The sequence below is a fragment of the Mesorhizobium sp. WSM4836 genome (assembly GCF_055811815.1).
In genome coordinates this window covers 1-25,291 of sequence record NZ_JBVVQF010000034.1, presented here as the reverse complement: position 1 = coordinate 25,291, position 25,291 = coordinate 1, and the positions used below count along the sequence as shown (strand labels likewise).

The 25,291-nt window shown below is 61.4% G+C and carries 18 protein-coding genes and 9 pseudogenes; 13 read left to right on the top strand and 14 right to left on the bottom strand.

Features of this window, described 5'->3' with window-relative positions; translation table 11 throughout:
* Positions 1–21: 21 nt before the first annotated feature.
* The 6 genes and pseudogenes from AC0L2P_RS28885 to AC0L2P_RS28860 form a co-directional block, all read left to right on the top strand.
* Complete coding sequence (locus AC0L2P_RS28885; protein WP_473506229.1) at positions 22–1,203, top strand: gluzincin family metallopeptidase; 1,182 nt, start codon at positions 22–24, stop codon at positions 1,201–1,203.
* Between the two features lie 32 nt (positions 1,204–1,235).
* Entirely contained in the window at positions 1,236–1,928 is a 693-nt protein-coding gene (locus tag AC0L2P_RS28880) for a hypothetical protein (protein ID WP_473506227.1), read from the top strand.
* Positions 1,929–3,924: 1,996 nt separating this feature from the next.
* Positions 3,925–5,031, top strand: a complete 1,107-nt coding sequence (locus tag AC0L2P_RS28875) for an efflux RND transporter periplasmic adaptor subunit (RefSeq protein ID WP_473506267.1) — start codon at positions 3,925–3,927, stop codon at positions 5,029–5,031.
* Entirely contained in the window at positions 5,028–8,231 is a 3,204-nt protein-coding gene (locus tag AC0L2P_RS28870) for an efflux RND transporter permease subunit (RefSeq protein WP_473506225.1), read from the top strand. The genes AC0L2P_RS28875 and AC0L2P_RS28870 overlap by 4 nt, the downstream gene beginning before the upstream one ends.
* 559 nt (positions 8,232–8,790) lie before the next feature.
* Positions 8,791–9,698: pseudogene (locus AC0L2P_RS28865) on the top strand (site-specific integrase).
* 3 nt (positions 9,699–9,701) lie between these two features.
* A pseudogene (locus AC0L2P_RS28860) lies at positions 9,702–10,016 on the top strand (IS91 family transposase); the annotation flags it as partial.
* Positions 10,017–10,046: 30 nt separating this feature from the next.
* Here the strand turns inward: AC0L2P_RS28860 and AC0L2P_RS28855 are convergent.
* The 3 pseudogenes from AC0L2P_RS28855 to AC0L2P_RS28845 form a co-directional block, all read right to left on the bottom strand.
* Positions 10,047–10,211: pseudogene (locus tag AC0L2P_RS28855) on the bottom strand (DUF3363 domain-containing protein); the annotation flags it as partial.
* Between the two features lie 68 nt (positions 10,212–10,279).
* Positions 10,280–11,062 (bottom strand): annotated as a pseudogene (locus AC0L2P_RS28850) (DUF3363 domain-containing protein); the annotation flags it as partial.
* 1,241 nt (positions 11,063–12,303) lie between these two features.
* Positions 12,304–13,391 (bottom strand): annotated as a pseudogene (locus tag AC0L2P_RS28845) (IS110 family RNA-guided transposase).
* A gap of 224 nt (positions 13,392–13,615) precedes the next feature.
* On the opposite strand from AC0L2P_RS28845, the gene AC0L2P_RS28840 reads away from it, so the two are divergent.
* From AC0L2P_RS28840 to AC0L2P_RS28830, 3 genes are all read left to right on the top strand, one after another.
* Complete coding sequence (locus tag AC0L2P_RS28840; RefSeq protein WP_473506223.1) at positions 13,616–13,768, top strand: hypothetical protein; 153 nt, start codon at positions 13,616–13,618, stop codon at positions 13,766–13,768.
* Positions 13,765–14,130 (top strand): hypothetical protein, encoded by a 366-nt coding sequence (locus tag AC0L2P_RS28835; protein WP_473506221.1) that lies wholly within the window; start codon positions 13,765–13,767, stop codon positions 14,128–14,130. The genes AC0L2P_RS28840 and AC0L2P_RS28835 overlap by 4 nt, the downstream gene beginning before the upstream one ends.
* Positions 14,131–14,359: 229 nt before the next feature.
* On the top strand, positions 14,360–14,893 hold the full coding sequence (locus tag AC0L2P_RS28830) for a Ros/MucR family transcriptional regulator (protein ID WP_473506219.1): 534 nt from the start codon (positions 14,360–14,362) through the stop codon (positions 14,891–14,893).
* Positions 14,894–14,981: 88 nt separating this feature from the next.
* Here the strand turns inward: AC0L2P_RS28830 and AC0L2P_RS28825 are convergent, their stop codons facing one another.
* Positions 14,982–15,293: a DUF736 domain-containing protein gene (locus AC0L2P_RS28825; protein ID WP_473506217.1), complete on the bottom strand. Its 312-nt coding sequence runs from the start codon at positions 15,291–15,293 to the stop codon at positions 14,982–14,984.
* A 699-nt stretch (positions 15,294–15,992) separates the two neighbouring features.
* On the opposite strand from AC0L2P_RS28825, the gene AC0L2P_RS28820 reads away from it, so the two are divergent.
* Positions 15,993–16,406 carry a YybH family protein gene (locus tag AC0L2P_RS28820; protein WP_473506215.1) on the top strand — a complete coding sequence of 138 codons (414 nt, stop codon included), beginning with the start codon at positions 15,993–15,995 and terminating at the stop codon, positions 16,404–16,406.
* Between the two features lie 348 nt (positions 16,407–16,754).
* Here AC0L2P_RS28820 and gloA2 read toward each other — a convergent pair whose 3' ends face one another.
* A complete protein-coding gene (gloA2, locus tag AC0L2P_RS28815; RefSeq protein ID WP_473506213.1) occupies positions 16,755–17,138 on the bottom strand; it encodes an SMU1112c/YaeR family gloxylase I-like metalloprotein in 384 nt (127 codons plus the stop codon).
* A gap of 286 nt (positions 17,139–17,424) precedes the next feature.
* Between gloA2 and AC0L2P_RS28810 the strand changes: the two genes are divergently transcribed.
* On the top strand, positions 17,425–17,658 hold the full coding sequence (locus AC0L2P_RS28810; RefSeq protein ID WP_473506211.1) for a hypothetical protein: 234 nt from the start codon (positions 17,425–17,427) through the stop codon (positions 17,656–17,658).
* Entirely contained in the window at positions 17,621–17,935 is a 315-nt protein-coding gene (locus AC0L2P_RS28805) for a hypothetical protein (RefSeq protein ID WP_473506209.1), read from the top strand. Before AC0L2P_RS28810 ends, AC0L2P_RS28805 begins: the two co-directional genes overlap by 38 nt.
* Before the next feature lie 67 nt (positions 17,936–18,002).
* On the opposite strand, the gene AC0L2P_RS28800 is transcribed toward AC0L2P_RS28805, so the two are convergent.
* The 3 genes and pseudogenes from AC0L2P_RS28800 to AC0L2P_RS28790 form a co-directional block, all read right to left on the bottom strand.
* Positions 18,003–18,560 (bottom strand): hypothetical protein, encoded by a 558-nt coding sequence (locus AC0L2P_RS28800; RefSeq protein ID WP_473506207.1) that lies wholly within the window; start codon positions 18,558–18,560, stop codon positions 18,003–18,005.
* 214 nt (positions 18,561–18,774) lie between these two features.
* Positions 18,775–18,900: pseudogene (locus AC0L2P_RS28795) on the bottom strand (NAD(P)H-dependent oxidoreductase); the annotation flags it as partial.
* Between the two features lie 91 nt (positions 18,901–18,991).
* Positions 18,992–20,010, bottom strand: a pseudogene (locus AC0L2P_RS28790) (alpha/beta fold hydrolase).
* A 248-nt stretch (positions 20,011–20,258) separates the two neighbouring features.
* Here AC0L2P_RS28790 and AC0L2P_RS28785 point away from each other — a divergent pair.
* The gene (locus tag AC0L2P_RS28785; RefSeq protein WP_473506205.1) at positions 20,259–22,079 is read left to right on the top strand and encodes an FAD-dependent oxidoreductase; all 1,821 of its coding nucleotides are present in this window, start codon (positions 20,259–20,261) and stop codon (positions 22,077–22,079) included.
* Positions 22,080–22,770: 691 nt separating this feature from the next.
* Here the strand turns inward: AC0L2P_RS28785 and AC0L2P_RS28780 are convergent.
* The 6 genes and pseudogenes from AC0L2P_RS28780 to AC0L2P_RS28755 form a co-directional block, all read right to left on the bottom strand.
* Positions 22,771–23,202 (bottom strand): DUF1810 domain-containing protein, encoded by a 432-nt coding sequence (locus tag AC0L2P_RS28780; protein WP_473506203.1) that lies wholly within the window; start codon positions 23,200–23,202, stop codon positions 22,771–22,773.
* 37 nt (positions 23,203–23,239) lie between these two features.
* Positions 23,240–23,644, bottom strand: coding sequence for an ATP-binding protein (locus AC0L2P_RS28775; protein WP_473506201.1), 405 nt, complete (start codon positions 23,642–23,644; stop codon positions 23,240–23,242).
* The gene (locus AC0L2P_RS28770; protein ID WP_473506199.1) at positions 23,634–23,993 is read right to left on the bottom strand and encodes a hypothetical protein; all 360 of its coding nucleotides are present in this window, start codon (positions 23,991–23,993) and stop codon (positions 23,634–23,636) included. Before AC0L2P_RS28770 ends, AC0L2P_RS28775 begins: the two co-directional genes overlap by 11 nt.
* Before the next feature lie 209 nt (positions 23,994–24,202).
* Positions 24,203–24,640, bottom strand: a complete 438-nt coding sequence (locus tag AC0L2P_RS28765; protein WP_473506197.1) for a CBS domain-containing protein — start codon at positions 24,638–24,640, stop codon at positions 24,203–24,205.
* 5 nt (positions 24,641–24,645) lie between these two features.
* Positions 24,646–24,780, bottom strand: a pseudogene (locus AC0L2P_RS28760) (multicopper oxidase domain-containing protein); the annotation flags it as partial.
* A 200-nt stretch (positions 24,781–24,980) separates the two neighbouring features.
* Positions 24,981–25,176 (bottom strand): annotated as a pseudogene (locus AC0L2P_RS28755) (plasmid stabilization protein); the annotation flags it as partial.
* Between the last annotated feature and the right edge of the window lie 115 nt (positions 25,177–25,291).

The following is a 25,291-nucleotide window of genomic DNA, read 5'->3' as shown; positions in this document are numbered from 1 at the left end:
GCGTGAGAGGGAGCCAAGCAATTGGACGCGGTCGATCGTGTCGTCGCGCAAGATGCGTTGCTGGGAACGCGGTTCCTGGTCTACCCGCAGGTCCCGCACCTTTCGGGTTACGGAACACCGGAAACAGTATGGATTTCTACTCCACCCGATCTGATCCGCTCCGGCCCGGAAGATCACCGCATCTACGTTCGCGATCCGCTCCTCGCCAAAGAGCCTTACGACTACCCTTATCTACCACCGTTTGTCGGCGAAATATTTCCGCCTGCAGCGGCTGGCTTTGACGGCCATTTCGATCAGCTTTCGCTGACCTCGCGGCAGTTCCTTTCTGCGCACGCTTTCGCCTCGGTCAGCCGCGTGCTGGACATTTGGGAAAGCTACCTCGGCAAACCGATTGTCTGGTACTTCGCCGAGACGTACGAGCGGCTCGAAATCATCCCCTTCGTCGACTGGGAGAATGCGCAATCGGGCTATGGCTATCTGGAACTCGGCCGCGAGCGCGGCATCGACGGACGCAACTATCCCTATGCACTCAACTTCGATGTGATCGCACATGAGGTCGGCCACGCCATCTTGTTTTCGCTGTTCGGGACACCAGCCGGCGGCCTGACCCAAGGCGATTTCGGACCGTTCCACGAGGCCAGCTCGGATCTGGTTTCGCTCTTGTCCTTCCTGAATTTCGACAGCGGCATGGACCGGCTGCTGCGGCACTGCGATGGCAACCTGCTTGTTCTCAATGAATTGAACCGGATTGCCGAACTGACTGGCGATCTGCAGATCCGCCTCGCCAGCAACGCACGCCGCATGTCGGAGGTGACGGCGGAAATCCATGACAGGTCACGGCCGTTCACGGGAGCTGTGTTCGACACGATCGTCGACGTCTACCACGCGGCATTGGTGCACGAGGGGTTGGCCGACGAGCGGCTGCTGGGGATCGATATCAAGGATGTCGACCAATCCGACATGCAGCGCATCTCGGATTTCACGTCCCGCGCCTTCCGCGCTCGGCCCTTCATGTTCAAGAGCATGCTGATCAGAGCAAGGGACGAGGTGGCTCTCGCACTTGCTCAGGCATGGCCACGCCTCGATGCGGATGACCTGTCGTTCGAAAAGGCCGCAGCGTTGGTGGTGGACGCCAGCGATCGCGTCGCGCCGATGCTCGCGGAAAAATTCGATGAGAACTTCAGCTGGCGGGAGATCTTGTGAACTGAAGGATGCAGCAAAAAGGAGCGAGGAAAATGAGCGACGATTATCACCGACCGACACTAACGTTTCCATCAGGCGCTTACAACGCAACACAGGTCAGGCTCTATGGCTTGGGGGCGGAAATTGGACTCAGCGTGCCCGGTGCGCCAGCACCCTTTGGGGACACCGGCATGTATGTCGAAACCGCGCCTGGGGAACCCATCACCGACGAGCAACGTGTCAACGCACTTGAAGTGCTGGAGAAATATGACAGCAACAAAGGCCGCCAAGATATAATAAATGGAAATATTCCATTTCCAAAAATACCAATCAGAGTCTCCTATCATTTCAAGATCGACCTGAAGAATTTTGGCACTGCGGTCCTTTCAACGGTAGGCAGTACCTTCATGCTCGGATCATCTCCGGAACAGAAAACATCGTGCGGGATAATTGTCGGTTATGCCTATGAGGGACATACCTACGATTTGCCAAAGCCCAAGATAATGATCATCCCGGCGTTTCCGGAGCCCAAGATTCCGGCGGACGATTCGGAATTTGACGCCAAGGAACCTGAAGGCTACGCGGTTTGGCTTGTCGATAAGCTCGACGAATGCGTGGAGTTGGAGATGAACCAAGGCTTCATCGAACAGCTCGTTCTTGACGCCAACATGCCGGGGAAGCGCTCACCGACTATGTACGCATCCAAGATGACCATGGGACACCGTGGCGGAAAGCTGAACGAGTAGAGCATTCTGTGATGTGACGGAATCGTGAGGACGGTATTGGCAATCTTTGCTCCTGTAGCTACCGCTAGCAGGCCGGTCACTAGCTTCTCTTCGCGGTCCGCGCTGGGGCCGCCACATGATTGGGTCGGGAGAGCGAGGCATTCAATTCTGTCGCGGTTTCCATGTTGGCGGAGCGAAGATGTCCTCACCCGGTATAGCGCGGCCAGTTGGAGCTGCTGCTAGGCGTCGCCGGCTGCGAGAAACTGATCGAGCGTGAAGGACAGCATCGGCGCATCTCCTAGCTGCTTCGCCATAGCCGTGATCGCAGGACCTCAATTGATCTGGCGCAAGTCAGTGGCACCGTAATTTTCACTCTTGCTCATAAGGACCGTGCCTCCGCCTCGCCCCTAAGTTAAGCCCGGTTGATCCAGATCAACGCCCACCTGCCATTTGGCCTGCCTTATGGAGGGGAGCGTTGAAGGGAGAACAAACGTGCCAACAGATAGTCTGCTCGTCACCATCGCGGTCTTGACTGCCTTTGCATTTTTCATAGTTGTACTGGGCTATGCCTCTTTCGATGAATCGCGCAGGTGCTCCCCAAAAACAGCGCCTTGGTCCGGTAAGGAGAGACGCTAACGCCAAGCTCTTCAGAATTCAGTCAAGGTGAAAGCCTGAACCGTCAAATACAAGATAGCTGCCCGTAAACAAGGGAATCCTCAGGATGGGCTCCTTGTCATTGCGATCCTGCATCGGCGGGCCCGCGACGTATGGGTGTCCCTTCAGATCATAGGGAAGTCGACGCCCTTGCTTCGAGTCAAGTTGCACTCCCTGGCAAGCTTGGAAACAATGTTGGTCACCCATGCGATCCTTTAACAAGCAGCTAATTTAGAACAATCCCAGGATCTCGGGCGCTCGACTTGATCCAAATCAATTGCTCGTTTGACAAGTCGCAAAATGCTTGAATTCAGAGTTGAAGCGTAGCGGCTCCAAGCCCCGCATCCTTCGCAGATAGTTCGAAAAGAAGCCAGAAGCGGAGCATCCGCGCGCCGTCCTCACCTTCACCGGGCGCTGGCATTCGCGCAGCCCACGGCGCGCATCGTCACCACGACGCGGTGCCGAGCGCGTCGAGGTGCCGATGCAGCCAGAACCCTTCGTATCCCGCCTGTCCACTGACCTGGCGCGACGCGCCCGTCGAGCATCTCGATGCCGATCCTCTGCGAACGATTGGCAATCGAGGTCGAGAGATGGATCATACCGCAGGACGATCCGTCACTGTCAATCCGCGTCCGCATCGCCAAGCCGACCGCCAATTTTTTGTTAGGCCCATAACGGGCCCATAACGTTTTGGGCCGAGGGCACTTTTTCTAAAAAATCAACGGTTATGGTGGGCCCGGAGGGCGTATTAGCATCGTTGATTTTGTTGGCTTTTTCGTGGGCCAAAATCAGAAATCTTCCCGTATCGTTCCGCATGCTCCCGTGACGCCAAACAGTCGACTGTAGCTAACCTCGTTTGCGAACGTTCGGAGACATGCCCCAGACCGACGGCACGGTCCGGTTCTGGGGCGAACTAGCCAGAAAGGTGCCATTCCGCTGGCACCCATCTTGGCCGCAACGACGTTGCTTGCGATGCCGCAGTGTTGCAGTCCATTTGAACCCGGCCGGCGTGGTGACGCCCATATCGGTCTCCTTCGACCAATATGAATCATAAGCCGTCCATCAAAGGAATCCTGGATCCCTTAATTCGCGACTGACTTTAGCCCGGTGGCGGGGCAGCCACAGGGTGGACATTTCAGCCCACATGGAAAATGATCATGTTGCCATGCACAACACTGCAGTGCTCTGATCTCGACGAGAAGCCTGAGCGTAGAAGCGGATCAACCGACCTCCGGTCCAGCGAGCGAGGACGCAAATGGACACCCCAGAAAATGGGCAATTGCATCGCGACGCGGGCGGGCGACCCAGTCGATCGGCCGGCTGGCCTGCCCGCGCCGCCATGTCGGCGGCATTCCTGCTCGGCATGGCTTTCAGCAGCACTGCGTTTGGGCAGGATCAGCAGCTTCCCGCCGTGACGGCGGCCAAGCCGGTGGTCCGTGAAATCGTCGAAGACGACGAGTTCGTCGGGCGCTTCGAAGCCGTCGACCAGGTCGCCATCCGTTCGCGCGTCAGCGGCTATCTGGACAAGGTCAGCTTCCAGGACGGCGCGCAGGTCAACAAGGGCGACCTGCTCTTCACCATCGACCAGCGCCCGTACCAGGCGGCTTATGATGCCGCCAAATCGCAAGTGGACGTCGCCAAGAGTCTGCTCGAATTCTCCAAGATGCAGCTGGATCGCGCCGACGAACTCGCCAAGACCGGCAATATCTCAACCGCGACGGTCGACGACCGCCGGCGGGAATACCTTTCGGCGCAGGCGCAGATGCAGGGCGCGACGGCTGCGCTGACGACGGCCAGCCTGAACATGGAATTCACCGAGATTAAGGCGCCCTTGTCCGGCCGCATCGACCGCCGGCTGGTGTCGGTCGGCAACCTCGTGCAGCCGGATTCCACCTTGCTGACGACCATCGTTACGCGCGATCCGATCGACTTCTATTTCGACGTCGATGAGCGCCTGTATTTCAGCTACGCCCGCGACGCGAAGGAGCGTGGCGGCAGTATGCAGGAAGGCGCCAGCGGGCTCGAGGTGGTGGTTCGCGTCGCCGACCCCGCGGAGGCGGTATTCAAAGGCAAGCTCGATTTTGCCGAGAACCGGATCGACAACGCGACGGGCACCATGCGGGTGCGTGCAAGGTTTCCCAACGCCGACGGCATTCTCCAGCCAGGCATGTTCGGGCGCATCAACGTGCCGGGGTCGCTGCCGCATAGGGGCGTGCTGGTGCCCGACGAGGCGATCGGCGCCGATCAGGATCGCCGCATCGTGTTTCTGGTGGATGAGGCCGGGATGGTGTCGGCGAAGCCCGTGCGCACCGGCCCGCTTCTCGACGGCTACCGGGTGATCCGCAGGGGCCTGACCGGCGACGAGACAATCATCGTCAACGGGCTGATGCAGGCCAGGCCCGGCACCAAGGTGAAGGTCGAGATGGTGACGTTGCCACCCAAGGCCGAGACGGCCGAGTTGCAGCAATGAGGTTCGCACATTTCTTCGTCGATCGTCCGATCTTCGCATCGGTCGTTTCGATCGTCCTGCTGATCCTCGGCGGTATTGCCTATACTCAGCTGCCGGTCGCGCAATATCCCGAGATCGCGCCGCCGACCATCGTCGTTCGCGCGCAGTATCCGGGCGCCGACGCCGAGACGGTCGCAGCCACGGTGGCAACGCCGATCGAGCAGGAGATCAACGGCGTCGAGGGCATGCTCTACATGTCGTCCTATTCGTCGGGCGACGGGGCGATGGCGCTGACCATCACCTTCAAGCTGGGCACCGATCTCGACCAGGCGCAGGTGCTGGTGCAGAACCGTGTGTCGGTCGCCGAGCCGCGCCTGCCCGAAGAAGTCCGCCGCCTCGGCATCACCACCACCAAGACCTCGCCCGACCTGATGATGGTCGTGCATATGCTGTCGCCCGACAATACCTACGACCAGCTCTATGTCTCGAACTACGCCCGCTCGCGGGTGCGCGACATACTGCTCAGACTCGACGGCGTCGGCGACCTCATCATCTTCGGCGAACGCGAATATTCGCTGCGCATCTGGCTCGATCCGGAAAAACTGTCCGCCCTGGGGATGACCTCGGGCGATGTGGTGCAGGCGCTGCGCGACCAGAACGTCCAGGTGTCGGGCGGCTCGATCGGCGCGCCACCGACCAGCACCGGCACGGCGTTCCAGTATACGGTCACCACGCAAGGCCGCTTCAACGACGCACGCGACTTCCGATACGTGATCGTCAAATCGACCGACGACGGCCGCCTGATCTCACTGCAGGACGTGGCGCGCATCGAGCTCGGCGCCAAGGATTACGTCACCAACTCCTATCTCAACGGCAAACCGGCGGTGGCGCTCGCCATCTTCCAGCGGCCGGGCACCAATGCGCTCGCCGCAGCCGCGGAGATCCAGGACAAGATGAAGGAGCTTTCCCGCGACTTCCCGAAGGGGTTGAGCTACGAGATCGTCTACAATCCGACCGAGTTCGTCGCCGAGTCGATCCATGAGGTCTACAAGACGATCCTCGAGGCGATGCTGCTGGTCATCATCGTCATCATCGTCTTCCTGCAATCGTGGCGCATGGCGATCGTGCCGATCGTGGCGATCCCCGTGTCGCTGATCGGCACGCTGGCGGTGCTTTACGCCGCCGGCTTCTCGCTCAACATGCTGACGCTGTTCGGCCTCGTTCTGGCGATCGGCATCGTCGTCGACGATGCGATCGTCGTGGTCGAGAACGTCGAGCGCAATATCGCCAGAGGGCTGGCGCCCAATCCGGCGTCGCACCTGACCATGGACGAAGTCGGAACGGCGGTCATCGCGATCTCGCTGGTGCTGATAGCCGTGTTCGTACCGACAGCCTTCATCCCCGGCATTTCTGGGCAGTTCTATCTGCAGTTTGCGATCACCATCGCGGTGTCGACGGCGATCTCGGCATTCAATTCGCTGACGCTTTCGCCGGCGCTGGCCGCACTGCTGTTCAAGCCGCACCACGCCGCGGCGGCGCCGCCGCGCTTTTTCCTGGCGCGGTTCGGACGGGCGCTCGCCGACGGCTTCAATCGCGGCTTCGACAGGGTCGCGCACTGGTATTCGAGCATCATCCGTGTGCTCGTCGGCTCGTGGATAACGATCGCCGCCATGCTGGCCGTTTTCGCGGCCCTCATCTACGCCACGGTCTACATGGTGCAGGCGGTGCCGCGCGGTTTCATTCCGTCGCTCGACCAGGGCTATGCGATCGTCGTCGTCCAGTTGCCGGACGGCGCCTCGCTGTCGAGGACCGACGCGGTCATCCAGCAGGCGTCGCAGATCATCCAGAAAACGCCAGGCGTCGACTATGCAGTCGCCTTCGCCGGCTTCTCCGGCGCGACCTTCACCAACGCCAGCAACGCGGGCGTGATCTTCGCCAGGTTCAAACCGTTTGACGAGCGACTGAAAGCCGGCCAGTCGGCGACCCAGGTCATCGGCAATCTGTTCGGCAGCCTGCAAAGCATCAAGGAAGCCTTCATTATCGCACTGCCGCCGCCGCCGATCCGCGGCGTAGGCAATGCCGGCGGCTTCAAGCTGCAGATCCAGGAGCGCAACAGCGCCGACATGCGGCAGATCCTGGCGCTTGCCTACGAAATCGCCGGCAAGGCCAACAAGACGCCGGGGCTGACGGGCGTGTTCACCACGTTCTCCGCGTCGAGCCCGCAATTCTTCCTGGCGATAGATCGCGACAAGGCGCGCATCCTGAACGTGCCGATCCCCAACATCTTCGAGACGCTGTCGACCAATTTGGGGACCGCCTACGTCAACGACTTCAACGCTTTCGGGCGCGTCTACCAGGTGCGGGCGCAGGCCGACCAGGCGTTCCGCCTCGATCGCGCCGACATCTTGAAACTGAAGGTGCGCTCGGGGGCTGGCGCGCTGGTTCCGCTCGGCACGTTGATCGAGATCCGCGACGTCACCGGCCCGGCGCTGGTACAGCGCTACAACATGTACGTCTCGGTGCCGCTGCAGGGCAACGCCGCGCCCGGCGTTTCCACGGGCGACGCGCTGGCATTGATGGAAGGGATCACGGCAAAAACGCTTCCGGCCGGTACCTCCTATGAATGGACCGAGCTCGCCTATCAGGAGCGCAACACCGGCAATGCCGCTGTCTATATCTTCGGACTGTCGGTGCTGTTCGTGTTCCTGGCGCTGGCGGCGCAATATGAAAGCTGGGTGCTGCCGTTCGCCATTGTGCTGGTGGTGCCGCTCGGCGTGCTCGCGGCGTTGCTCGGCGTGTCTTTCCGAGGGCTGGACAACAACATCCTCGTGCAGATTGGCCTCATCGTGCTGATCGGGCTTGCCGCCAAGAACGCGATCCTGATCGTCGAATTCGCGCGGCAGGCGCAAGAACGCGGCCTGTCGGCCGCTGAGGCTGCCGTCGAAGCCTGCCGGCTCAGGCTGCGGCCGATCCTGATGACCGCCTTCTCGTTCATCCTCGGCGTCGTGCCGCTGATGATCGCAACGGGCCCGGGCGCAGAAATGCGCCAGTCGCTCGGCACCGCGGTGTTCTCCGGCATGCTCGGCGTCACCTTCGTCGGCCTGTTCCTGACGCCGGTGTTCTACGTCACGCTCAGGTCGCTGTTTTCACGGCGCAAGCCCCGTGCCGAGGCCGAGCCTTCGGGGCCGGCAGAGGCGCCATCGGAGACGGCCGCCGAGTAGGGTTACGAATTCGCCGCGTCGGGCGCGGCTTATCACTCCAGAAAATCGGCACGGCGCGCTACACACGACCCCAACAAACGATCAGATTGAGGTCAGTTGTCTGCCTGAACATCTTCGTCACTGGCGGACGTGAGACCATAAGTGCTTAGCCAGAAATAGGGGTCCGAGTCCACGTCGTGGGACCTCGTCAGAAAATGGTACAAAATCAGCCACTTACATACGTCTTTGGTGGGCCCGGAGGGTCACCATTTTCTACAGAAGATCAATTTGTTAGCGGATGGTTCGCCAAGCCGTTTCCATCGTATTCTCTCGTATGGTCTGGCGAACCTAAGGACGATGAACGCGACTAATTACAGGCTTCGAGATATCGCCGATGTAGCCGCAGGTCGCCAGGAACTCCCTGGTGGTGAATGACCGCAATGGGGCCGACGAACGAACCCGCTGCGCGGGATGGGCACCCGCGGTTGGGGTAGAGATCAAGAACCGGTCGTTGCGCTCGCATTGAGGGCGGTTCGGCAGCGGCAGAGCATCACGGGCTTTTTCAACAAGGAGCCTGACCATGCCCTATCCCGTTCTCGATGCACCTATCAGTCCACTTCGTCAGCGGCTGATCGACGACATGAACATGCGGCGTTTCTCACGGGAGACGCAGCGCAACTATCTCCGCGACATCGGACGCCTGGCGACGTTCCTCGGGCGCTCACCAGACACAGCGACCACCGACGACCTGCGCCGGTTCCAGATTGAGCAGCAGGACGACGGTGTTCCCGTGCCGACGATGAACAGCATCGTGTCGGCGCTGCGCTTCTTCTTCACGCATACGGTCGATCGTCCCGATCTGGCGCGCAAGCTCGTTCGTCTGGCGCATCCGCGCAAGCTGCCGGTGGTGTTGAGCCGCGACGAGGTCGCCCGGCTGCTCAACGCCACCACCTGCCTCAAGCACCAGGCCGCGCTGTCGGTCGCTTATGGCGCAGGCCCGCGCGTGGCGGAGGTGTCGACGCTGAAGGTCGCCGACGTCGATAGCGAGCGCATGCTGCTGCGTGTCGAACGGGGCAAAGGCGGGCGATACCGGAACGCCATGCTGTCGCAAGACCTGCTCTTGTTGCTGCGCCAGTGGTGGAAGGTCGGGCGGCAGCAGGGGTGATGCATCGCGACGGCTGGTTGTTTCCGGGGCAGCATGCGATGATGCCGATCAGCACGCGGCAGCTCTATCGCGTGGTCGTCGAGGCGGCCCAGGCCGCCGACATCGCCAAGCGGGTCGGGCCGCACACGCTGCGCCACAGCTTCGCCACCCACCTGCTGGAGGACGGCACCGACATCCGGATCATCCAGGTCCTGCTCGGGCACGCCAAGCTGGACAACACCGCCTTCTATACCAAGGTCGCGACCCGCACGGTGCGAACGGTGACGAGCCCGCTCGACAAGCTCGGCCTGTTCAAGTCGGGAGAGATCTCGCCCGACGGCTAAGCCGTGCGCGCCTCGATCGAGGTTGCCGACATCTTCCGCACTGCCGGGTCCGCCTACCGGGCCGCCCATGCAGGGCATCTAAGCCTGCAGCAGCTCAAGGTCATGTCGGCGATCGAGCACTGCCGCACCGCAGCCCTCGGCGGGCATGTCGAAGCCTGCGAGGACTGCGGCGAGTGGCGCATCGCCTACAACTCCTGCCGCAACCGGCATTGCCCGAAGTGCCAGGGCGCGGCCGCGCGGACATGGCTTGCCGAGCGCGAGGCCGACCTGCTGCCGGTCGGCTACTTCCATGTCGTGTTCACCCTGCCTGCCGAGGTCGAACGTCGAGAGCACGCGCACGGAGAAGTCCTTGCCGCGATTGCGGGCATCGTAGGCGATGCCGTGCTCGGACAGGTCTTTTGGGATGCGCCATTGGTCTTCATCGATGCGTTCGACATGGCCGGCCCGGCGCAGCGCTTCGAGACGACGGACATGGAAACGGACAAAGGCGTCTGGATCCTTGTCCTGCCCCAAAATGTCTCGCGGATTGTCTCCAGGTGTCTACTCGGCCGATAGATGCCATCCTCTCCGGCTACGCTGCTGATGTTGCGGTCGGCCGCACGTGGCTCTTCCTTCGGCAGCATCGGATCGAGCGCCACGATATGGCCGCGCTGAATGTCGTCGAGCTTTGCCGCATCCGCCGTCTCGACATAGTGGGTGCGCCCGTCGACGCCATCGATGACGAGCGACAGCCGATCGCTCATCTCGTCGCCGGCAAGGCCCTTGGCGAGCACGCGTCCGACGACCGGTTCGGTGATGGTCTTCCGGTGCATTGCGTATTGCGCCGCGCCCCGCTCGTCAGCGAGGCCGTGCTCTTCCAGCGCCCGGTGCATGGTCTTGATGATGTCGTTGCGCTCGCCAAGTGCCCGCAGCGTGCTTTCGGTCCTGTCGGAGACCACCCAGCGGCCGGGCTCGATCTCGCTCGCCAGGCCGAAGTGCTCCAGTCTCTTTGCCCGATCGATCAGCAGGTAGCGATTGCTGGAAACGGTGTAGCTGTCGCTGGTATTGGGCCGCAGGTCGACAAGATCATGCTCCCGTTGTTCGGCGATCAGCATGCGATCGAGCCGGGTCAGCCGTTCGGCGCCGACTTCGTTGGCGAGCTTGCGGGCGACCTCAAGCTCGCTTTGCAACCCAAGCTCCCGTTCCACCAGCTCGCCGGCCCTGTGGCGGATGCCATGGGCGATGTAGTCGCCGGCGATGTTCAGGATCTTGCCGTCATCGGTGACGCCGCGCACCAGGATATGGGTGTGCGGATGGCCGGTGTTGTGATGGTCGACGGCGATCCAGTCGAGGCGCGTGTCAAGGTCGGTCTCCATCTGCTGCATGAGATCGCGGGTGAAAGAGCGCAGATCTTCGATTTCGGCGGCATCCTCCGGTGCGACGATGAAGCGGAACTGGTGCCGGTCGCCGCGGCCGCGCTCGACGAAGGCCTTGCCGTCGGCCTCGTCCTCGACGGCCGAGTACACCCTGCCCTTCTCGCCGTCCCTGGTCACGCCATCGCGCTGGAGATAGCGCAGATGCGCATCGACAGCCTTGCTCGTCGTCACGAATTTTTGGGCGCGCCCGGTAATCCCCTTCCCTTGCTTCGGCAGCTTGACAACGCGGGCCTTCACCACGACGCGGCGGGAGCGAAAGCGGACGCCATTGGAGTCCTGCTTCCACCCGCCGCTGTCCCTTGGCAATCCTGCCACCACCTTCCCGCCGCGGCCGCGGGCGTTGAAGCGGCCGCTCCCCTTCCCGTCGTTCCTGCTTGGGCCGATGCGATTGGGATTGCCGCCCTGCTTACGGATGGCGATCTCGACCTGGCGCACGAAGGGCAGCGTGCGCGAATTGACCGGCGTGCCGCCATGCCGCATCCGGCCGGTGCGAACCTGGAATCTGTCGCTGTCACGATCTGCCATGACGACAGGATCGGGAGTCAGATTCCGTGCTTCAAGATGGCCGGAGCACCGAGCCTGCTACGGCGCGTAAAAACTTGCTGGGGCGTAGAAGCGCCGATCGCACATCGCTGCGGCACCCCAGTTTTGCTTTTCGGATCAGTTAGCATAGCCGATGGCCGTGAGCCCCCCGCACCTCACGCGATTCCGCCAGACGTCGGCACGAGAAGGAAAAAACAATCGTGCAGACAGACACTTACGAGCGCAGCGAGGCGAGCGCCAGCTCGCTTTATCTTGCTGTCCTAATCGGTTGTGCTTTGGCTGATCTTTTCGACATCGTCGTTCTCCCTCTTTTCTACTAAAAAACATTTCGCGGCTTCCCGCAACGCGAATCTCCGTTGGCGTCGTCAGGTCCGGTGCGCCGTGCAGTCCTCCGCGCTCATCGACGAGGTGTCCCGGCTGCATGAAAGCAGCGCTCGAACCGTCGCGGCGCACCTTGCCATCGGATTCACGGGGCAGCGTCACAGGCAATCGCGCGCGGTCCGTCGCGCCACTTCCTGGCCGGCCGCAGGCAAGATATCGTGCGTCCCGTCGTCCTTGGTCTGCACCAGTCCTCATCCGCCGCAGCGGAGCTCCATCGTTCAGAATGTGATCGCCAGCTTCGCATCCGGGGTTGCTGTTCTTTGCGGTCATGCGTGCGCGCCCAGCAGCTTGCGACCTTTCACGTGGGCGCGCGCCGCAACGTCGGTCGCGCTGGCGCCGGCGTCGCCGACATAGAACGTGCCGTCGACCCACATCGCGTGCATGATCACCGCCAGCTTGCGCGCCACGGCGACCGTCGCCTTGCGCTGGCAGGAGCGCTTGGCCAGCGCCGTGCCCCAGCTTCGCACCTTGTCCTTGCCCTTGAAGCGCGTCATCAGCGCCGACGCCGCCTCGTAGAGCGCGCGGCGCACATCAGCATCGCCGGCCTTCGAGATACGGCCCTGGACGTCGATCGAAGAGCCCGACTGCCAGCGCCGCGAGGTCAGCCCGAAGTAGGCCGCCACGTCACGCGATCGGCGAAAGCGTGACGGATCGTCGATCGCCGTCATGAACGAAAGCGCCGTCACCGGACCAACGCCCGGAATCGCCATGAAACGTCGGCACAGTTCGTTGCGGCCGACGAACTGGACGACCAGTTTGTGCAACCGGCAATACTGCTTCCACAACGCCGCCCGGGCGTTGAGCATGGCGTCCATCAGTTCCGTGGTCAGCGCGTCGTCCGCTGCCGCCTCACGCACGGCCTGGTCGAAACCGGTCCGGCCGGTCCCTTTGATGCGCACGCCGAAGGCCTTCAGCGAGTGGCGGATCGTGTTCTCGAGGTCGAGCACCTTGCCCTTCAGGACACGCCGCTGCGTCAACAAAAGCCGCATGCGGTAGCAGCTGTCCGACTTGATGTGGGCCTGGCGGAACCAGCCGGTGCGCATGAGATGGGCGAGCCGAGCGCATCGGCCCTGTCGGTCTTGTTGCGCTGCGCCGACATCGCTGCGCGCACATGTTTGGTCTCCAGACACACTGCCGGCAGCCCGCGCTTCAACAGCTCCGGGTGCAGCCAGGGCGACAGAGAGCCGGCTTCGTGGCCGACGCGGCGCAGCCGCGCCAGGAACGGCTTCAACACCGCAAACAGCGCATCGGGATCGGTCACCACTGTCGTCTCCAGATGCACCACGCCATGATCGTCGACGACGCACACCGCCGTCTCGTCCATCGCCACGTCCAGCCCACAAAAGAATTCCATCATTCGCCTCCTGCGCTGTTTCACAGGCGCAGAATATTCAGCCGAGTCGCCACCCCTCGCCAGCGGCGCCGCAGCCGACCCACAGGTTTGCTCTCCAGCCAGGCGCCCGCCCCGATTACGGGCGGCAGTCACCCCTCTCCCTTGTAAGCGTCCGGTCCCTGCACCTATTCGGCTAGTGCAATTGAGCTTCATGTGGGGTTCCTTCATCATGTGGAGGATCTCCGATGGCGGCTCGCCGCTCCTGGGCCAAGGCCAACAGTCCTTACTGGTCGTCGCATGTTGCGAGTTGGTACCGCGGCAACCAGGATGCGCTGGAATACTGTCGCCGGCGCGATCTTTCGATCACCACATTCGAGCTGTGGATGGCCATCTGGTGAGCAGCGACGAGCTGCGCAAACGTGCGGAAAAGCTGCAGAATTTGCACCGGAAGAAGGCAGCACGTTCGCGCAAGAAGGTGCCGCCGAAACGGCCCAAAGGCAATCGCTACAGCAGGCGCACTGACAGCGGCCCGATCGCTCTGCGGGCATTCTGGAGCGTGAATGTCGAGGCGATGAACTGGAGCGGCATAGGGCATGCAGAGTATGCCGCTGCACTTGGTCTGTCGCCGCATGCGTTGCGGATCTGGCGCAATCGCCTGGAAGAATCCGGCGACGAAACCGAGTGGCGATCCCTGCTTCATCCGAGTGCCCGAGCCCCACTAGCAGCGCTGCTAATTGCGCGCGACGCAAGTACCGCTTGACGCCGGACGCGGTGGATGGGCGATCGAACCGTGCGGGAGACGAAGAGGAATTGTTCATACCCACGCTCTCGGAACTTTATCCGCAGCCGGGCAGAACGATGGAAGCGAAGCTTGCAGGCTTGATATTTGTGGCGAATGAGGTTTGTTGGCGGAACAACGAATTGTTCGCCTGATTGGCATAAACAGCTCATCCGTTTCAACGCGCGCCATTAGACAAGAGGAAAACTCGATGACCGTTTCTGCAGACCAAAACGACCAGGCTGATCTCGTAGCAATTACCGCCGACATCGTTTCCGCCTATGTTTCGAACAATCCCCTGCCGGTCGGCGAGTTGTCGAATCTGATTGGGGACACCTATGTCGCTTTGCAAGGGATCGGCACACCTGTGGCTCCAGCCGCAGTCAAGCTGGAGCCCGCGGTGTCGATCAAGAAATCAGTGACACCTGATTTCATCATCTGCCTGGAGGACGGAAAGAAGTTCAAATCCCTGAAACGGCATATCGGGACGCATTACAATCTAAGCCCTGACCAATATCGGCAGAAATGGAACCTGCCCTCGGATTATCCGATGGTGGCGCCGAACTACGCAGCCACCCGCTCGGCCCTGGCAAAATCAATTGGGCTCGGACGCAAGGCGGTGGCGCCCACACCAGCCGCGGCAGAAAAACCAAAACGAGCTGTGCGCGCGGCGGCTGCGACAACAACCGCAACGGCAGTCAAGTCGCCGGCGAGGAAGGCGCGCAAGCCACTCGTCAAAGCATAGCGTGCTGCACCCGACTGATGTGCCAGGCAGCACCGGACCTGAACATGGCGAAGCCCCACCTTGCGGCGGGGCTCCCTGTTGGGTCGGATCACTCAGCGGTGCGGCGGGACCAGATGAGCGAGAATTCGCCTTCCGTGTCGGTCTCGACCAGGCTCGCATAGATCGGAGCGGGGAAGCTCGGATCGTCGAGCTTGACCGAGTGATAGTCGCGGCCCTCGCGCGAAGTCTTCTTCCATGCCGCTCCGAACTCGGTGGCTCCGACGAAGATGCGGAAGTCCGGACCTTTCTCGTTGTCGCGTTCGGCCGGTGTCAAAGTCACAGTCTTGACGTTGAGGTTCAAGGTCTTGACCGAGCCGAAGAAGCCGTTCGCGGTGCGGGAGAATGTGCCGATCGTCGCCATTGTGGTGGTTCCTTCTGTTTTCTCGGGCCGCACCTATCGCGGCCTCGATGGTGGTCGTGAGACCGGGGACGATCGGGCCGCACCCCCAAAGTGGCTGAAACGAAGTGAAAGACGGCGGCGCGAGGCTTTCTTGGGCCGCGAGGAATGGACGCAAACCGGGGTCCCCCGCCACGCTTGCGTGGTGGGGTGGTACGGCCAGGGAAAGAAAACGAAGCGCCGTCCTTGCGGGAAGACGATCGAGACTGAGCGAAGCGAAGGCGGGTCCTCGGTCACACCCAATCTATTCGAGGACGCCATGGGCGTGGTGAGGAATGAACAGACAGAAGTGAACGCCACAAAGGCGACGGCGATCAGTCACACTCTTTCCCGCCCCGTCACTAGTGCTTTTGGGGGCAACACAGATAACCTAGGCCTCAAACGCCGGCCGTGATGATCGTCGCCACAAGTACTGAGGCCAAGATGGCCGTGACCGGAGCTGGGCTGCGTCGTGAAGCTGAGCGGACCGGATCATTTGCGGCGGGCAATTGACAAAGCCGTTCTCAATCGGCGGCTCGCACATATGCTTCGTCAGTGACTCGAAATTCGCGATCCAGCTGCAATCGGGGCGGCCGTCTCAACTTCAGGCGCGGACGACTGTACAGATGTTGTCGGATTTGCCAGCCTTCGTTCGTCCTAGGATCGCAACAGGGAGTCCAAACCATGCCTGAACAGGCCAACGCCGAAGAAGCCCGGATCAAAGCCCTTCTCGAGGACTGGGCGGACGCTGTCCGCCGGCACGATCTTCACGCTATTCTTGCGCACCATGAGCGGGACATGGTGATGTTCGACTTGCCGCCGCCACTTCAATGCAGGGGCATCGAAGCCTACGAACAGACCTGGGATCTGCTTTTCCGTTACCACAAGCCCGGTACGGCCTTCGACTTTCGGGAACTCGCCGTTATCGCGGGCGCGGACGTCGCCTTCGCGGTCGCCATCATGTGGTGCGGACCTGACTCGTCCAGCAATCCAACAGACAAGGACGGCTTTCTGTTCCGACTAACTGTGGGCCTGCGCAAGCTCGATGGCGACTGGCGCATCGCACACGAACATCACTCCGTGCCTGCGACGGACTGAGTCCATAGGCCAGAATTCGTCCACTGTGCGGTTCATCGGGCGCTGAGAGGCCAGAGCTGGCCGGCTGGTCAATGTCCGCTTACTGGCCAGGTTAGCCAGGATCTGCACGTCAGCTATGCGGCGCAGTGCGGTCCGGCCCCAAGCCAGTGGCAGGGAGCCCGGCGACGCACCCGAGTTGGCGGATTATATCTGCTGACTGCCGCCGGTCGGAATCATCGGCCAGACGGTCACACCCAACGAAAGACCGTCGTTCGAGGAGCCAAGTGCCGTTCCTGAAACCTGCCGTTCGCAAGAGTAGAGGTGGCGTTCCCACCTCCGACGACGTGATCGCGAAAGGGCAAACGCTCCTTATTGTTCTTCGTAGAGTTCCAGCGGCAATCCATCTGGGTCGCTGAAAAAGGTGAACCGCTGATCCGTATATGGGTCGATCCGGATTGGCTCAACGGCAATGCCGGCGGCTTCCAGGCGCATAATGACGGGATCGAGATTCATCACGGTAAATGCCAGATGTCGCAGGCCTGTCGCCTCTGGATAGGACGGCCGCATCATGGGGGTAGGGAAGGAGAACAATTCCAGCTGGGCGGACCCGATCCGCAGGTCGGCCTTCCATGACTGCCGCTCCTCCCGATAGATTTCCCGGATCAGATCGAGGCCAAGGAGTTCGACATAGAACCGTCGCGACCGGTCGTAGTCGGTGCAGATTAGCGCGACGTGGTGAATGGCGTTCAGCATGCTCCGAACTTTAGCCAAGCCGGGCTTTGGGGCCAAGGTCACCATCGGGTACGGGGCTACTTTGTTTCCGCGCGGCCCTTAATGACCGGGTCGGTCAGTTCGAGCATCTGCAAGGTGCCGAAGCGGAAGCCTGCATTCGTAACGAGAAGCAGAGCCCTCACTCCCAGGTTCTGGAAAATCGCTGTGCAAGAGAGTGCCGGGGTGTGCTTGGGTCAATCCCGTTTTTGGAATGTTTAATTGAGGCGTCGCCCTATCCGCGACTGGAAAAACCAAGAAGGGAGAGGACTTGGCTAAGGATATGGACGCCTATAAAAACAAAATGGAATTGGTTGAGACGATCGATCCCCAGATCGACAAACCTGTTTTCCGCCGCCCTAGGTTCGAAGGCATCAAAAACTTTGGCGAGATTGACGAGAGAATAGCTCAGTTCATCCGCAAAGCGCGCGAGCACAAGGATCTGACGCGCGGCCGAGCTTGCGCCCTTGCTTGGCCTTTCGATTCAGGTTTATGGCCGCTATGAGCGCGCATTCTCAAAAATGCACGTCGCCCGCATGATCCATCTGTGTGAAATCCTTGGGTTCATGCCAATGGAGATGCTGTTCAGCGCTGCCCCGCATCTATGGGGCCGTACGCCGGAAGAAGCGCGCGACACCATGGAACTCGCACAACAGGTCGTATCTCTGCCGCACGGCACCAAGCGCGATCTGCTGGCCCTGGTTAAGAAAATGGTCGCCCTGGAGCGTGCCGCAGACGGAACGGCGGCGGAAACGCAAAGAGGCGAAGAAGGACGTCTTTAGGCGCCTCGCGCTGCGTTGAATGGCGCGGGGCGCGAGCATCACCGCAGCGCATCAATAGGGCCACACCTTAAGCATCGACCTCCTTCAGCTCCGAGAGCCGCACAAGGCCCTTCTGGCTGCGGAATGTCAGTGTCGCATCCGTGCTTTGCGCCTGGGCGATCCCCGAAATAACGTGATCGCCGGTGTCGTAGATCGTACGCTGCCCGGCATCCTCGATGACCAGTCGCCGCGTGTCGGGATAAATCGCGTAGCGCAAATGGTTCTGCGATCCGGTCGATGAGGGTGTGCCGAGTTCGCTCGGCCAACTTTTAGCTACCTGCTGCTGCGATCTGTAGCTCACTTCGGCAGGTTCATTACGGGCCACCTCAGGATTCTCCCGCAGATAAGCTGCGAGATCCGTCGCCAGAGCGTTCAGCTTCGCCCTTAGCGCATCGTTGAACATGTCGCCGACCATTGTCATGCCTAATGACCACTGCGACATGCCGCCGAATTCGGCATGGCTGAACTGGGCCATGGAACCGCCGCCCGAGCGCAGGGCACGCAGCACGGTTTCTACCGCGTCCCTTGACAACCCGTGCCGCGCCGCGAGCCCTGCGACCAATGCCGTCTCTTTGAGATCAGCCACCGTACTGCGTCCCTGTTTCACCATTTAACACTGCGATAGCGACATCGTTCCACATGCCCTAACCTCCGAGCACGCCAAGGGGGCAGTTACAGCCTTGGCCAATTGCGTGGAGACCGACATCTTTTCGCCTTTGCTCGGCATGGCCACAACGAGGCACTCTGGGCGATCAGGATATTGTGCAACGAGCACCTACCACAGTTTGCGGCCGCGCGCTTGGCGGCAACGCCCCGGTCTCGAAATCCTCGATCGTACGCAGCAGCGGAACGTCGAGCTTGGCCACTTCGACGCGGCGTACCTGGTGCCCCGCTGCAGTCGCGCCTTCGGCATAAGCGTCGACCATAGCGTGAAGGAGGTGTTGGCCAGCCGGGACAATAGCGATGCGCCTGGTCCTCTGATGTGTTTCTCCATAGTCCTGGAAGGTCGCGACCGTTTCAAAGCGGCGGCTGTGGCCGGGCTGACGCGGCCAGGGGAGGTTTGGACGACGGCGCCACCCCGACCCGGGCAAGAAAGTCCCCGATCACCTCCCTTGCGTCCTCCTCATGCCCCACAAGGAGATGCCCGCCAGTGTGATAGACGACCAACTTTGCGTTTGGAATCGTGCTCGCTGCGAACTCAGCCGCGGGGACGTGTTGAACAGATCATCTCGGGCCGACATGACCAAAGTTGGCGTGGCGATCTTTTCGAGAGGTAGGCGTTGGAGATCGGGCGTACTGTCGATGTTGATGCCGGGGAAGCGCCGCGAAAGCGGTTCGATGCTCCGAACGATGGTCATCACCCGATTCCGCTCTTCTTCCGAGGCTGCATCGACCAATTCCGGTGGCACGCCGATGAAACGGATGAGAGCCGACGGAGCAATCTTCTCAGTCGCCCACCAGGCGAAGTCAGCTCCGGCGTTGACCAGCCAGAGGACAAATGCGCTGCCACGACTGCCCTCGACCATGACAGGGCTCTCGGGCGCGTATGTTCCAGGGACGATCAGAATGAACGCCGCCACCTTATCCGGATGGCGAAGAGCGAGTTCGATTGCCGAGCGCGCGCCAGCCGAGATGCCGACAATGATGACCTTATCGACATCAAGTGAGGAGAGCAGTGCCGCATGCGCGTCGGCCTGAGTGGCGGGCGAAGCAACGGAGGGGATTGGTGTCCCCAGATAGCCGAAACGCGACGGGGCGATGACCCGAAAGCCGTCCCCGACGAGATCGGCAACGTTGGCCAAGCCCTGATCCCATCCGCCACCCGCACCGTGGATAGAAAGGAGCGGAATGCCATCGCTCCTATCAGCGTATTCGATCGGCCCGGCGGCGGTTTTCGCGACCTTGGCTCCGCTCTCGACCGCGGCACGCGCGCGGCTGATCTCATTGTTGTAGGACAGGAAAACCAGTCCGCCGGCGGCCAGCACTACGATGGAGACCGCCAATAACAACCATCTGATCCCGACCATGACCGCCATTCTCGAAATCCATTTTGTGCCATCCTATTCGATTGAGCCCGGGGCGCCTTGATGTGCCTCAAACCGATCGCGTTATGCTGGGGAAGGCCAGGGCGGGTCGGTCGGTCGGCGCACCCACGGCAAGGCAAGGAGCCTAAGCGCGGCGCCGCGGTGCAAGCCTCGCTCGCGATCATTGCGGATGCGCCGAGGCGGCGGTAGCCTATCTCCAGGCCATCGAACACGGGCCTTCGGGCTAAGGACGGGGTCAAATGAACAGAAGACGTCTATTGCGAACAACCGCAGCAGCCCTCCCCTTCCTGCACAGCTTGTGGTCGTGGGTGCTCAGCCCGATCCAGGCGACGGCAGCAGACCGTTCGATGTCGCGCGTCCGTCCGACTGACCCGGAATGGCCGTCCCAGGCAAGTTGGGACCGGCTTAACCAGGAGGTCAAGGGCCAACTCGTAAAGGTTCGCTCACCGCTCGCCGCGTGCATGGAAGCGCCGTCGAGCCCCCGCTGCGCCGATGTCTTCAAGGAACTGAAGAACCCCTATTACCTCGGCGACGAGGTCGGGCTGACGCAGACCCTCGGCTGGGTCGATGGCTGGACGTCTCAGCCGAGCGCCTATGCGGTGGCCGCCCGAACGACCAGCGACGTCGTGGCGGCGGTCAATTTCGCCCGCGAGAACAATTTGCGGCTGGTCGTGAAGGGCGGCGGGCATAGCTATCAGGGCACCTCCAGTGCCCCCGATTCCCTGGTGATCTGGACCCGCAAAATGAACGCCGTCGCCTTGGATGATGCGTTCGTCGCCACGGGATGTGCCGGGCAACAGCCGCCGCAGCCGGCCGTCACCGTCGAGGCAGGCGCGATCTGGGGTCACGTCTACGAGGCCGTCACGACGAAGGCGGGCCGCTACGTCCAGGGCGGCGGCTGCCTGACGGTGGGCGTTGCGGGCCTGATCCTGAGCGGCGGCTTCGGCAGTTTCTCGAAGGCCTACGGGATGGCCGCGGCGAGCCTGCTGGAGGCAGAGATCGTTACCGCCGATGGCGAAGTGAGGATCGCCAACGCCTGTACGAACCCTGACCTATTCTGGGGGATCAAGGGCGGCGGTGGCGGCAGCCTCGGCGTGGTAACGCGGCTTACGCTGCGCACACACGAACTGCCAGAGTTCTTCGGTGCGGTGTTCGCGACGATCAAGGCGGCATCGGACGCCGCCTTCCGCCGGCTGATCGGCCAGATCCTGGAATTCTACGGCGCGGCGCTGTTCAATCCGCATTGGGGCGAGCAGATCCGCCTCCGGCCGGGCAACGTTCTCGATATCGCAATGGTGTTCCAAGGGCTCGACCAGCTGCAGGCGGAGACGGTCTGGCGGCCGTTCTTGAGCTGGCTGGAAGGCGCTCCGCAGGATTTCAGCCTCGACTCGGAGCCGATGATCATGGCGGTGCCGGCTCGAAATTTCTGGGACCCGGCATTTCTCACGCAACTTCCCGGATTGGTGATTGCCGACGATCGCCTCGGCGCGCCAAAAGCCAACCTGTTCTGGGCAGGCAACGTGGGGGAAGCGGGGCAGGTCCTGCACGGTTATCAGTCCGCCTGGCTTCCGTCCTCCCTCCTGCAACCGGGCCAGCAGGGCCGTCTCGCCGATGCTCTGTTCGCGGCGACCCGGCATTGGGGCATCTCCTTGCACTTCAACAAGGGCCTGGCCGGCGCCTCTGTGGAGGCGATCGAGGCGGCCCACGACATGGCGACGAACCCGGCGGTGCTCGACGCTTTCGCGCTGGCCATCAGCGGCGCCGAAGGGCCGCCGACCTACCCCGGCATTCCCGGTCACGAGCCCGACGTGCCGACCGCCCGCCGGCATGCAGCCGCGATCGACAACGCAATGACCGAGGCGCGTAAACTGCCGGCCGTCGGCTCCTATGTGTCGGAAAGCGATTTCTTCGACGAGGCGTGGCGGGAATCTTTTTGGGGCGCGAACTACGCAAGGCTCCTCGCCGTGAAGGACAAATACGACCCGGGCGGCCTCTTCTTCGTGCATCACGGCGTGGGCAGTGAACGCTGGAGCGCCGACGGCTTCACGAGAGGGACCTGACATTGGCGATGGAACCTCAGCGGACACCTCCACCAGATCTCATCATGATTCAATGTGCGACTTTTGATGGGCGAAAGTTCGCCACGGTCAGCAGAATGATTTGGCTTCATGGGCAAAATGACAGCCGACGGATGAGCCGGGTCGCGGAACATGCTCTGCTCAGCCACCATCATCGTGGTCGCCGTTCTGAGCGGCTCCCCCGTTCCCAGATTTCGCGCAAATCGGGGCGCCGCTGGAAACCTGCACTGTGACGTGATGCCCCTTCTTGAAGCGATAGGCCATGGCCACAGATCGACTAGCACCCTCGGACACCCATCCGGATCGGCGACGCCGGCGCAAACGTCAGCAGGTGGCGCTCCATGGTAGTTCCCATCGACGAGACGAGTGGCAACATCCCACCCCGGCCGGAGGCCTAATCAGGCAATCTGAAATCTGAACACACCAACCGACCATGCGCGCCAAATGCGGATGTTGGGGTAGGCTGCCACCCGTTTGTCGAGCGTTCTGCTTGCCTGCATCGAGGGCGGACGCGTCCGATCGGAGTTGTCCTACCAATCGGTAAGGACGCTCCAGGCAAACGGGAATTCATGCCTCTGCGATGTGAATCCTGAGCGCGAGAATGAGCCTGTGACGGGGGCTAGATTACCTGCCTATATTCCCGACCCCACCGGGGCGCCTGTCACTGATGGCGCTACGAGGTCAAGTAGAGCTCGTTCATCGTGTCCTCGTCCAGCAAACCGTCGAACCAGACGTCGAAGATTGTCTCGAGCAGGAACTCGTCGTTGCTTGCTTCGGAAAACAGCGTGAGGGACGCGTGCAACTTCTTCGCATCAACGTCACCGAAGACAGCGCGAGCGCTTAGGCCGGAGAGCCGCTGCAGGGTGCCAACGCATTCCCGATAACGGCCTCCGAGAATCGGAAATGAGAGATAGGCGCTGGCTTCGTCGAGCGATGTGATTGCATATGGCTCATGCGCAGTACCGCTTCGCCTGGTGGCCAACCTCGGGAAGATGAACTCCATGTAGGGAGTGCACATCATCCCTCGACGTAGAATGGCCAGCCCGTCGTCGTAGACCGGATCCTGTGCGCTGACGAACCTCTGCAAATCATACTCGTCCTGCATTTGGCTCAGAACCTTTTATACGTCGGCCTGTGTTTGATTATGGGAGGACCGACCCCTTTCGCATCGCGGGCAGTCGCAATCTGACGGTTGTGCCAGCCCCGAGCATGCTCTGAATACCGACGCTTCCACCTGACTCCTCTGCAAAGTGCTTCACCATAGGCAGTCCAACGCCGCCCAGGCCTTCGCTCTTTGTGGTGAAGAAGAGATCGAAAGCGCAGACAATCGTCTCGGCGGTCATCCCAATACCGTTGTCAGTGATGCTGACATCTACCTGAGTGGCTGACAGGCCATCAAAGACAAGGGCGGTATCTATCGAGATCAAGCCGCCGTTGGGTAATGCATCGCGCGCGTTGAACACCAGGTTCAGTATCGCGTTTTGCAAACCAAGGCGAGTGCATCTTACCGAAGGCAAATCCGACCTGACCCGAACCTCAAAGACCAATATTGGGATCCCATGCGCTTCGGATGAGGGTTTCGATTTCAGCCAGGCAGGCGCCCACGTCTGCATATTCGATTTCTGTTCGGCTCTCTCGGGCTGAACTGATAGTCTGCCGGACAAGGGCGCCAGCCCGTTTCAAGGCTGTTTGGGCGCCGGCAATTACAGGCCCAACTGATGAAGCCGCTGACACGCTCGGGTCGCGGGCCAGATGGTTCAAGGCCGATGAGGCGACCTGTATGAGATTGCCCAGATCATGAACAACGCCGGCGGTCGATAGCTGCACGGGCAGGCCACCACGGGCAATCTCAGGCGGACCGTCGAAGACATCCTCTTTCAGTTCCGGACGAAACATTTTACTCCCCCTGTTGTTAACGCGACAATAACTTTCTGACCGTGTAATAAGACATGCGTTGATGTTTGTCTGAGCGAGTAACCGTGCAATACTGGAGGTATATACCTTTATATCTTCAGCGGGGCGCCGCGTCTTGGCGTTTCGGAAGAAATATCTCATGAGACCGGCCTCCGTGGCCATGGAGCGAATAGACGCGCAAAATCCGTATCCTATTGGTAGCCGACTCCCCCGATGTAGTTGACGAGCAGCTGCTCCTGGAGCTCTTCCTGTTCGAAGAGCGCCTTCATCGCATCGCGGATGTCGAGTACGCCGAGCAGTTTCGAGCCGGCGCCGAGCACGGGCACGTTCTGGAGGTGTTGTGCAGTCATGGTCTGCCAGACGGAATGGAGGTCGTCATCGGGACCGCAGTATACGACAGACCGGCTCATCAATGCCGATACGGGCGCTTCCGCCGGCCCTGAATTCGCCAGATGACGGACAAGATCGGACTTGCTCAGCACGCCTGCCGCCTCCCCACTGCGGTGGGACACGACGACCAGGCCTATGCCGGGTTTGGACAGCCACAGCGCAGCTGTCCGCAGTGGAGCTTCGACATCGATGGCCGCAAGACGCGCCGATGTCGCTGCATGTAGACTGTCAATGCGCATGACACTACTCCAAGGGCGGCCATCTCGTCGGCATGTGGGTGGTACATGAACGTCCCGCTCTTCACGCGATCGAACTCATAGACGAAGGTCTTGCCGGACTGAATGTGCGGCTGGGTGAGACCGCCGACGCCGTCCATGCCGTGCCTGCTATCTCGAACTCTGTCAGTTTGCTGGTGGCGCAGCGTCCACCGCCTACTCGAGCATCGCTGCGACCGTGCCACCCGACCCCGCGGACAGCAGCACCCATAATTTCTCGGCAAGCCAGAACAGCTTCTTCGGTCAGAGATGCGGTTTGCGAAACGCCCGCGCCAGCAACCTTGCTCCAGCCGTTCAGCGGGCTGAGATCGATGTCTGTACCGGATTGCGCTGAAAGACGCCGATAGAAGGCCGAATCTGGCTTACCACCGGCCTCTCGGAGCTCGTAGTATTCGAGCGCGCTCAACCACGTCCACAATGGTGCGGTTTTGACGGCGAGCCAGCCGGCGCGCAAGATCACGCGCCTTGCCGCTACGGACTGCGAGCTGTGGATCGGCCATATCGGTTCCTTTGCCGCATTACTTAGACCCACTTCGCTTACTAGGACGTAGACTCATTACCGCGTAGCCAGATGCGAATTGCCACAAGTTTGAGGGCAGCGAGGTAGTTCTCTGC

Coding starts and splice junctions, on each gene's coding strand:
- AC0L2P_RS28780 (WP_473506203.1), bottom strand. CDS start 23,202: ATGCAGGACGAGTATGATTTGCAGAGGTTCGTCAGCGCACAGGATCCG.
- AC0L2P_RS28785 (WP_473506205.1), top strand. CDS start 20,259: ATGAACAGAAGACGTCTATTGCGAACAACCGCAGCAGCCCTCCCCTTC.
- AC0L2P_RS28820 (WP_473506215.1), top strand. CDS start 15,993: ATGCCTGAACAGGCCAACGCCGAAGAAGCCCGGATCAAAGCCCTTCTC.
- AC0L2P_RS28870 (WP_473506225.1), top strand. CDS start 5,028: ATGAGGTTCGCACATTTCTTCGTCGATCGTCCGATCTTCGCATCGGTC.
- AC0L2P_RS28770 (WP_473506199.1), bottom strand. CDS start 23,993: ATGTTTCGTCCGGAACTGAAAGAGGATGTCTTCGACGGTCCGCCTGAG.
- AC0L2P_RS28880 (WP_473506227.1), top strand. CDS start 1,236: ATGAGCGACGATTATCACCGACCGACACTAACGTTTCCATCAGGCGCT.
- AC0L2P_RS28825 (WP_473506217.1), bottom strand. CDS start 15,293: ATGGCGACGATCGGCACATTCTCCCGCACCGCGAACGGCTTCTTCGGC.
- AC0L2P_RS28840 (WP_473506223.1), top strand. CDS start 13,616: ATGGCGGCTCGCCGCTCCTGGGCCAAGGCCAACAGTCCTTACTGGTCG.
- AC0L2P_RS28830 (WP_473506219.1), top strand. CDS start 14,360: ATGACCGTTTCTGCAGACCAAAACGACCAGGCTGATCTCGTAGCAATT.
- gloA2 (WP_473506213.1), bottom strand. CDS start 17,138: ATGCTGAACGCCATTCACCACGTCGCGCTAATCTGCACCGACTACGAC.
- AC0L2P_RS28875 (WP_473506267.1), top strand. CDS start 3,925: ATGGCTTTCAGCAGCACTGCGTTTGGGCAGGATCAGCAGCTTCCCGCC.
- AC0L2P_RS28765 (WP_473506197.1), bottom strand. CDS start 24,640: ATGCGCATTGACAGTCTACATGCAGCGACATCGGCGCGTCTTGCGGCC.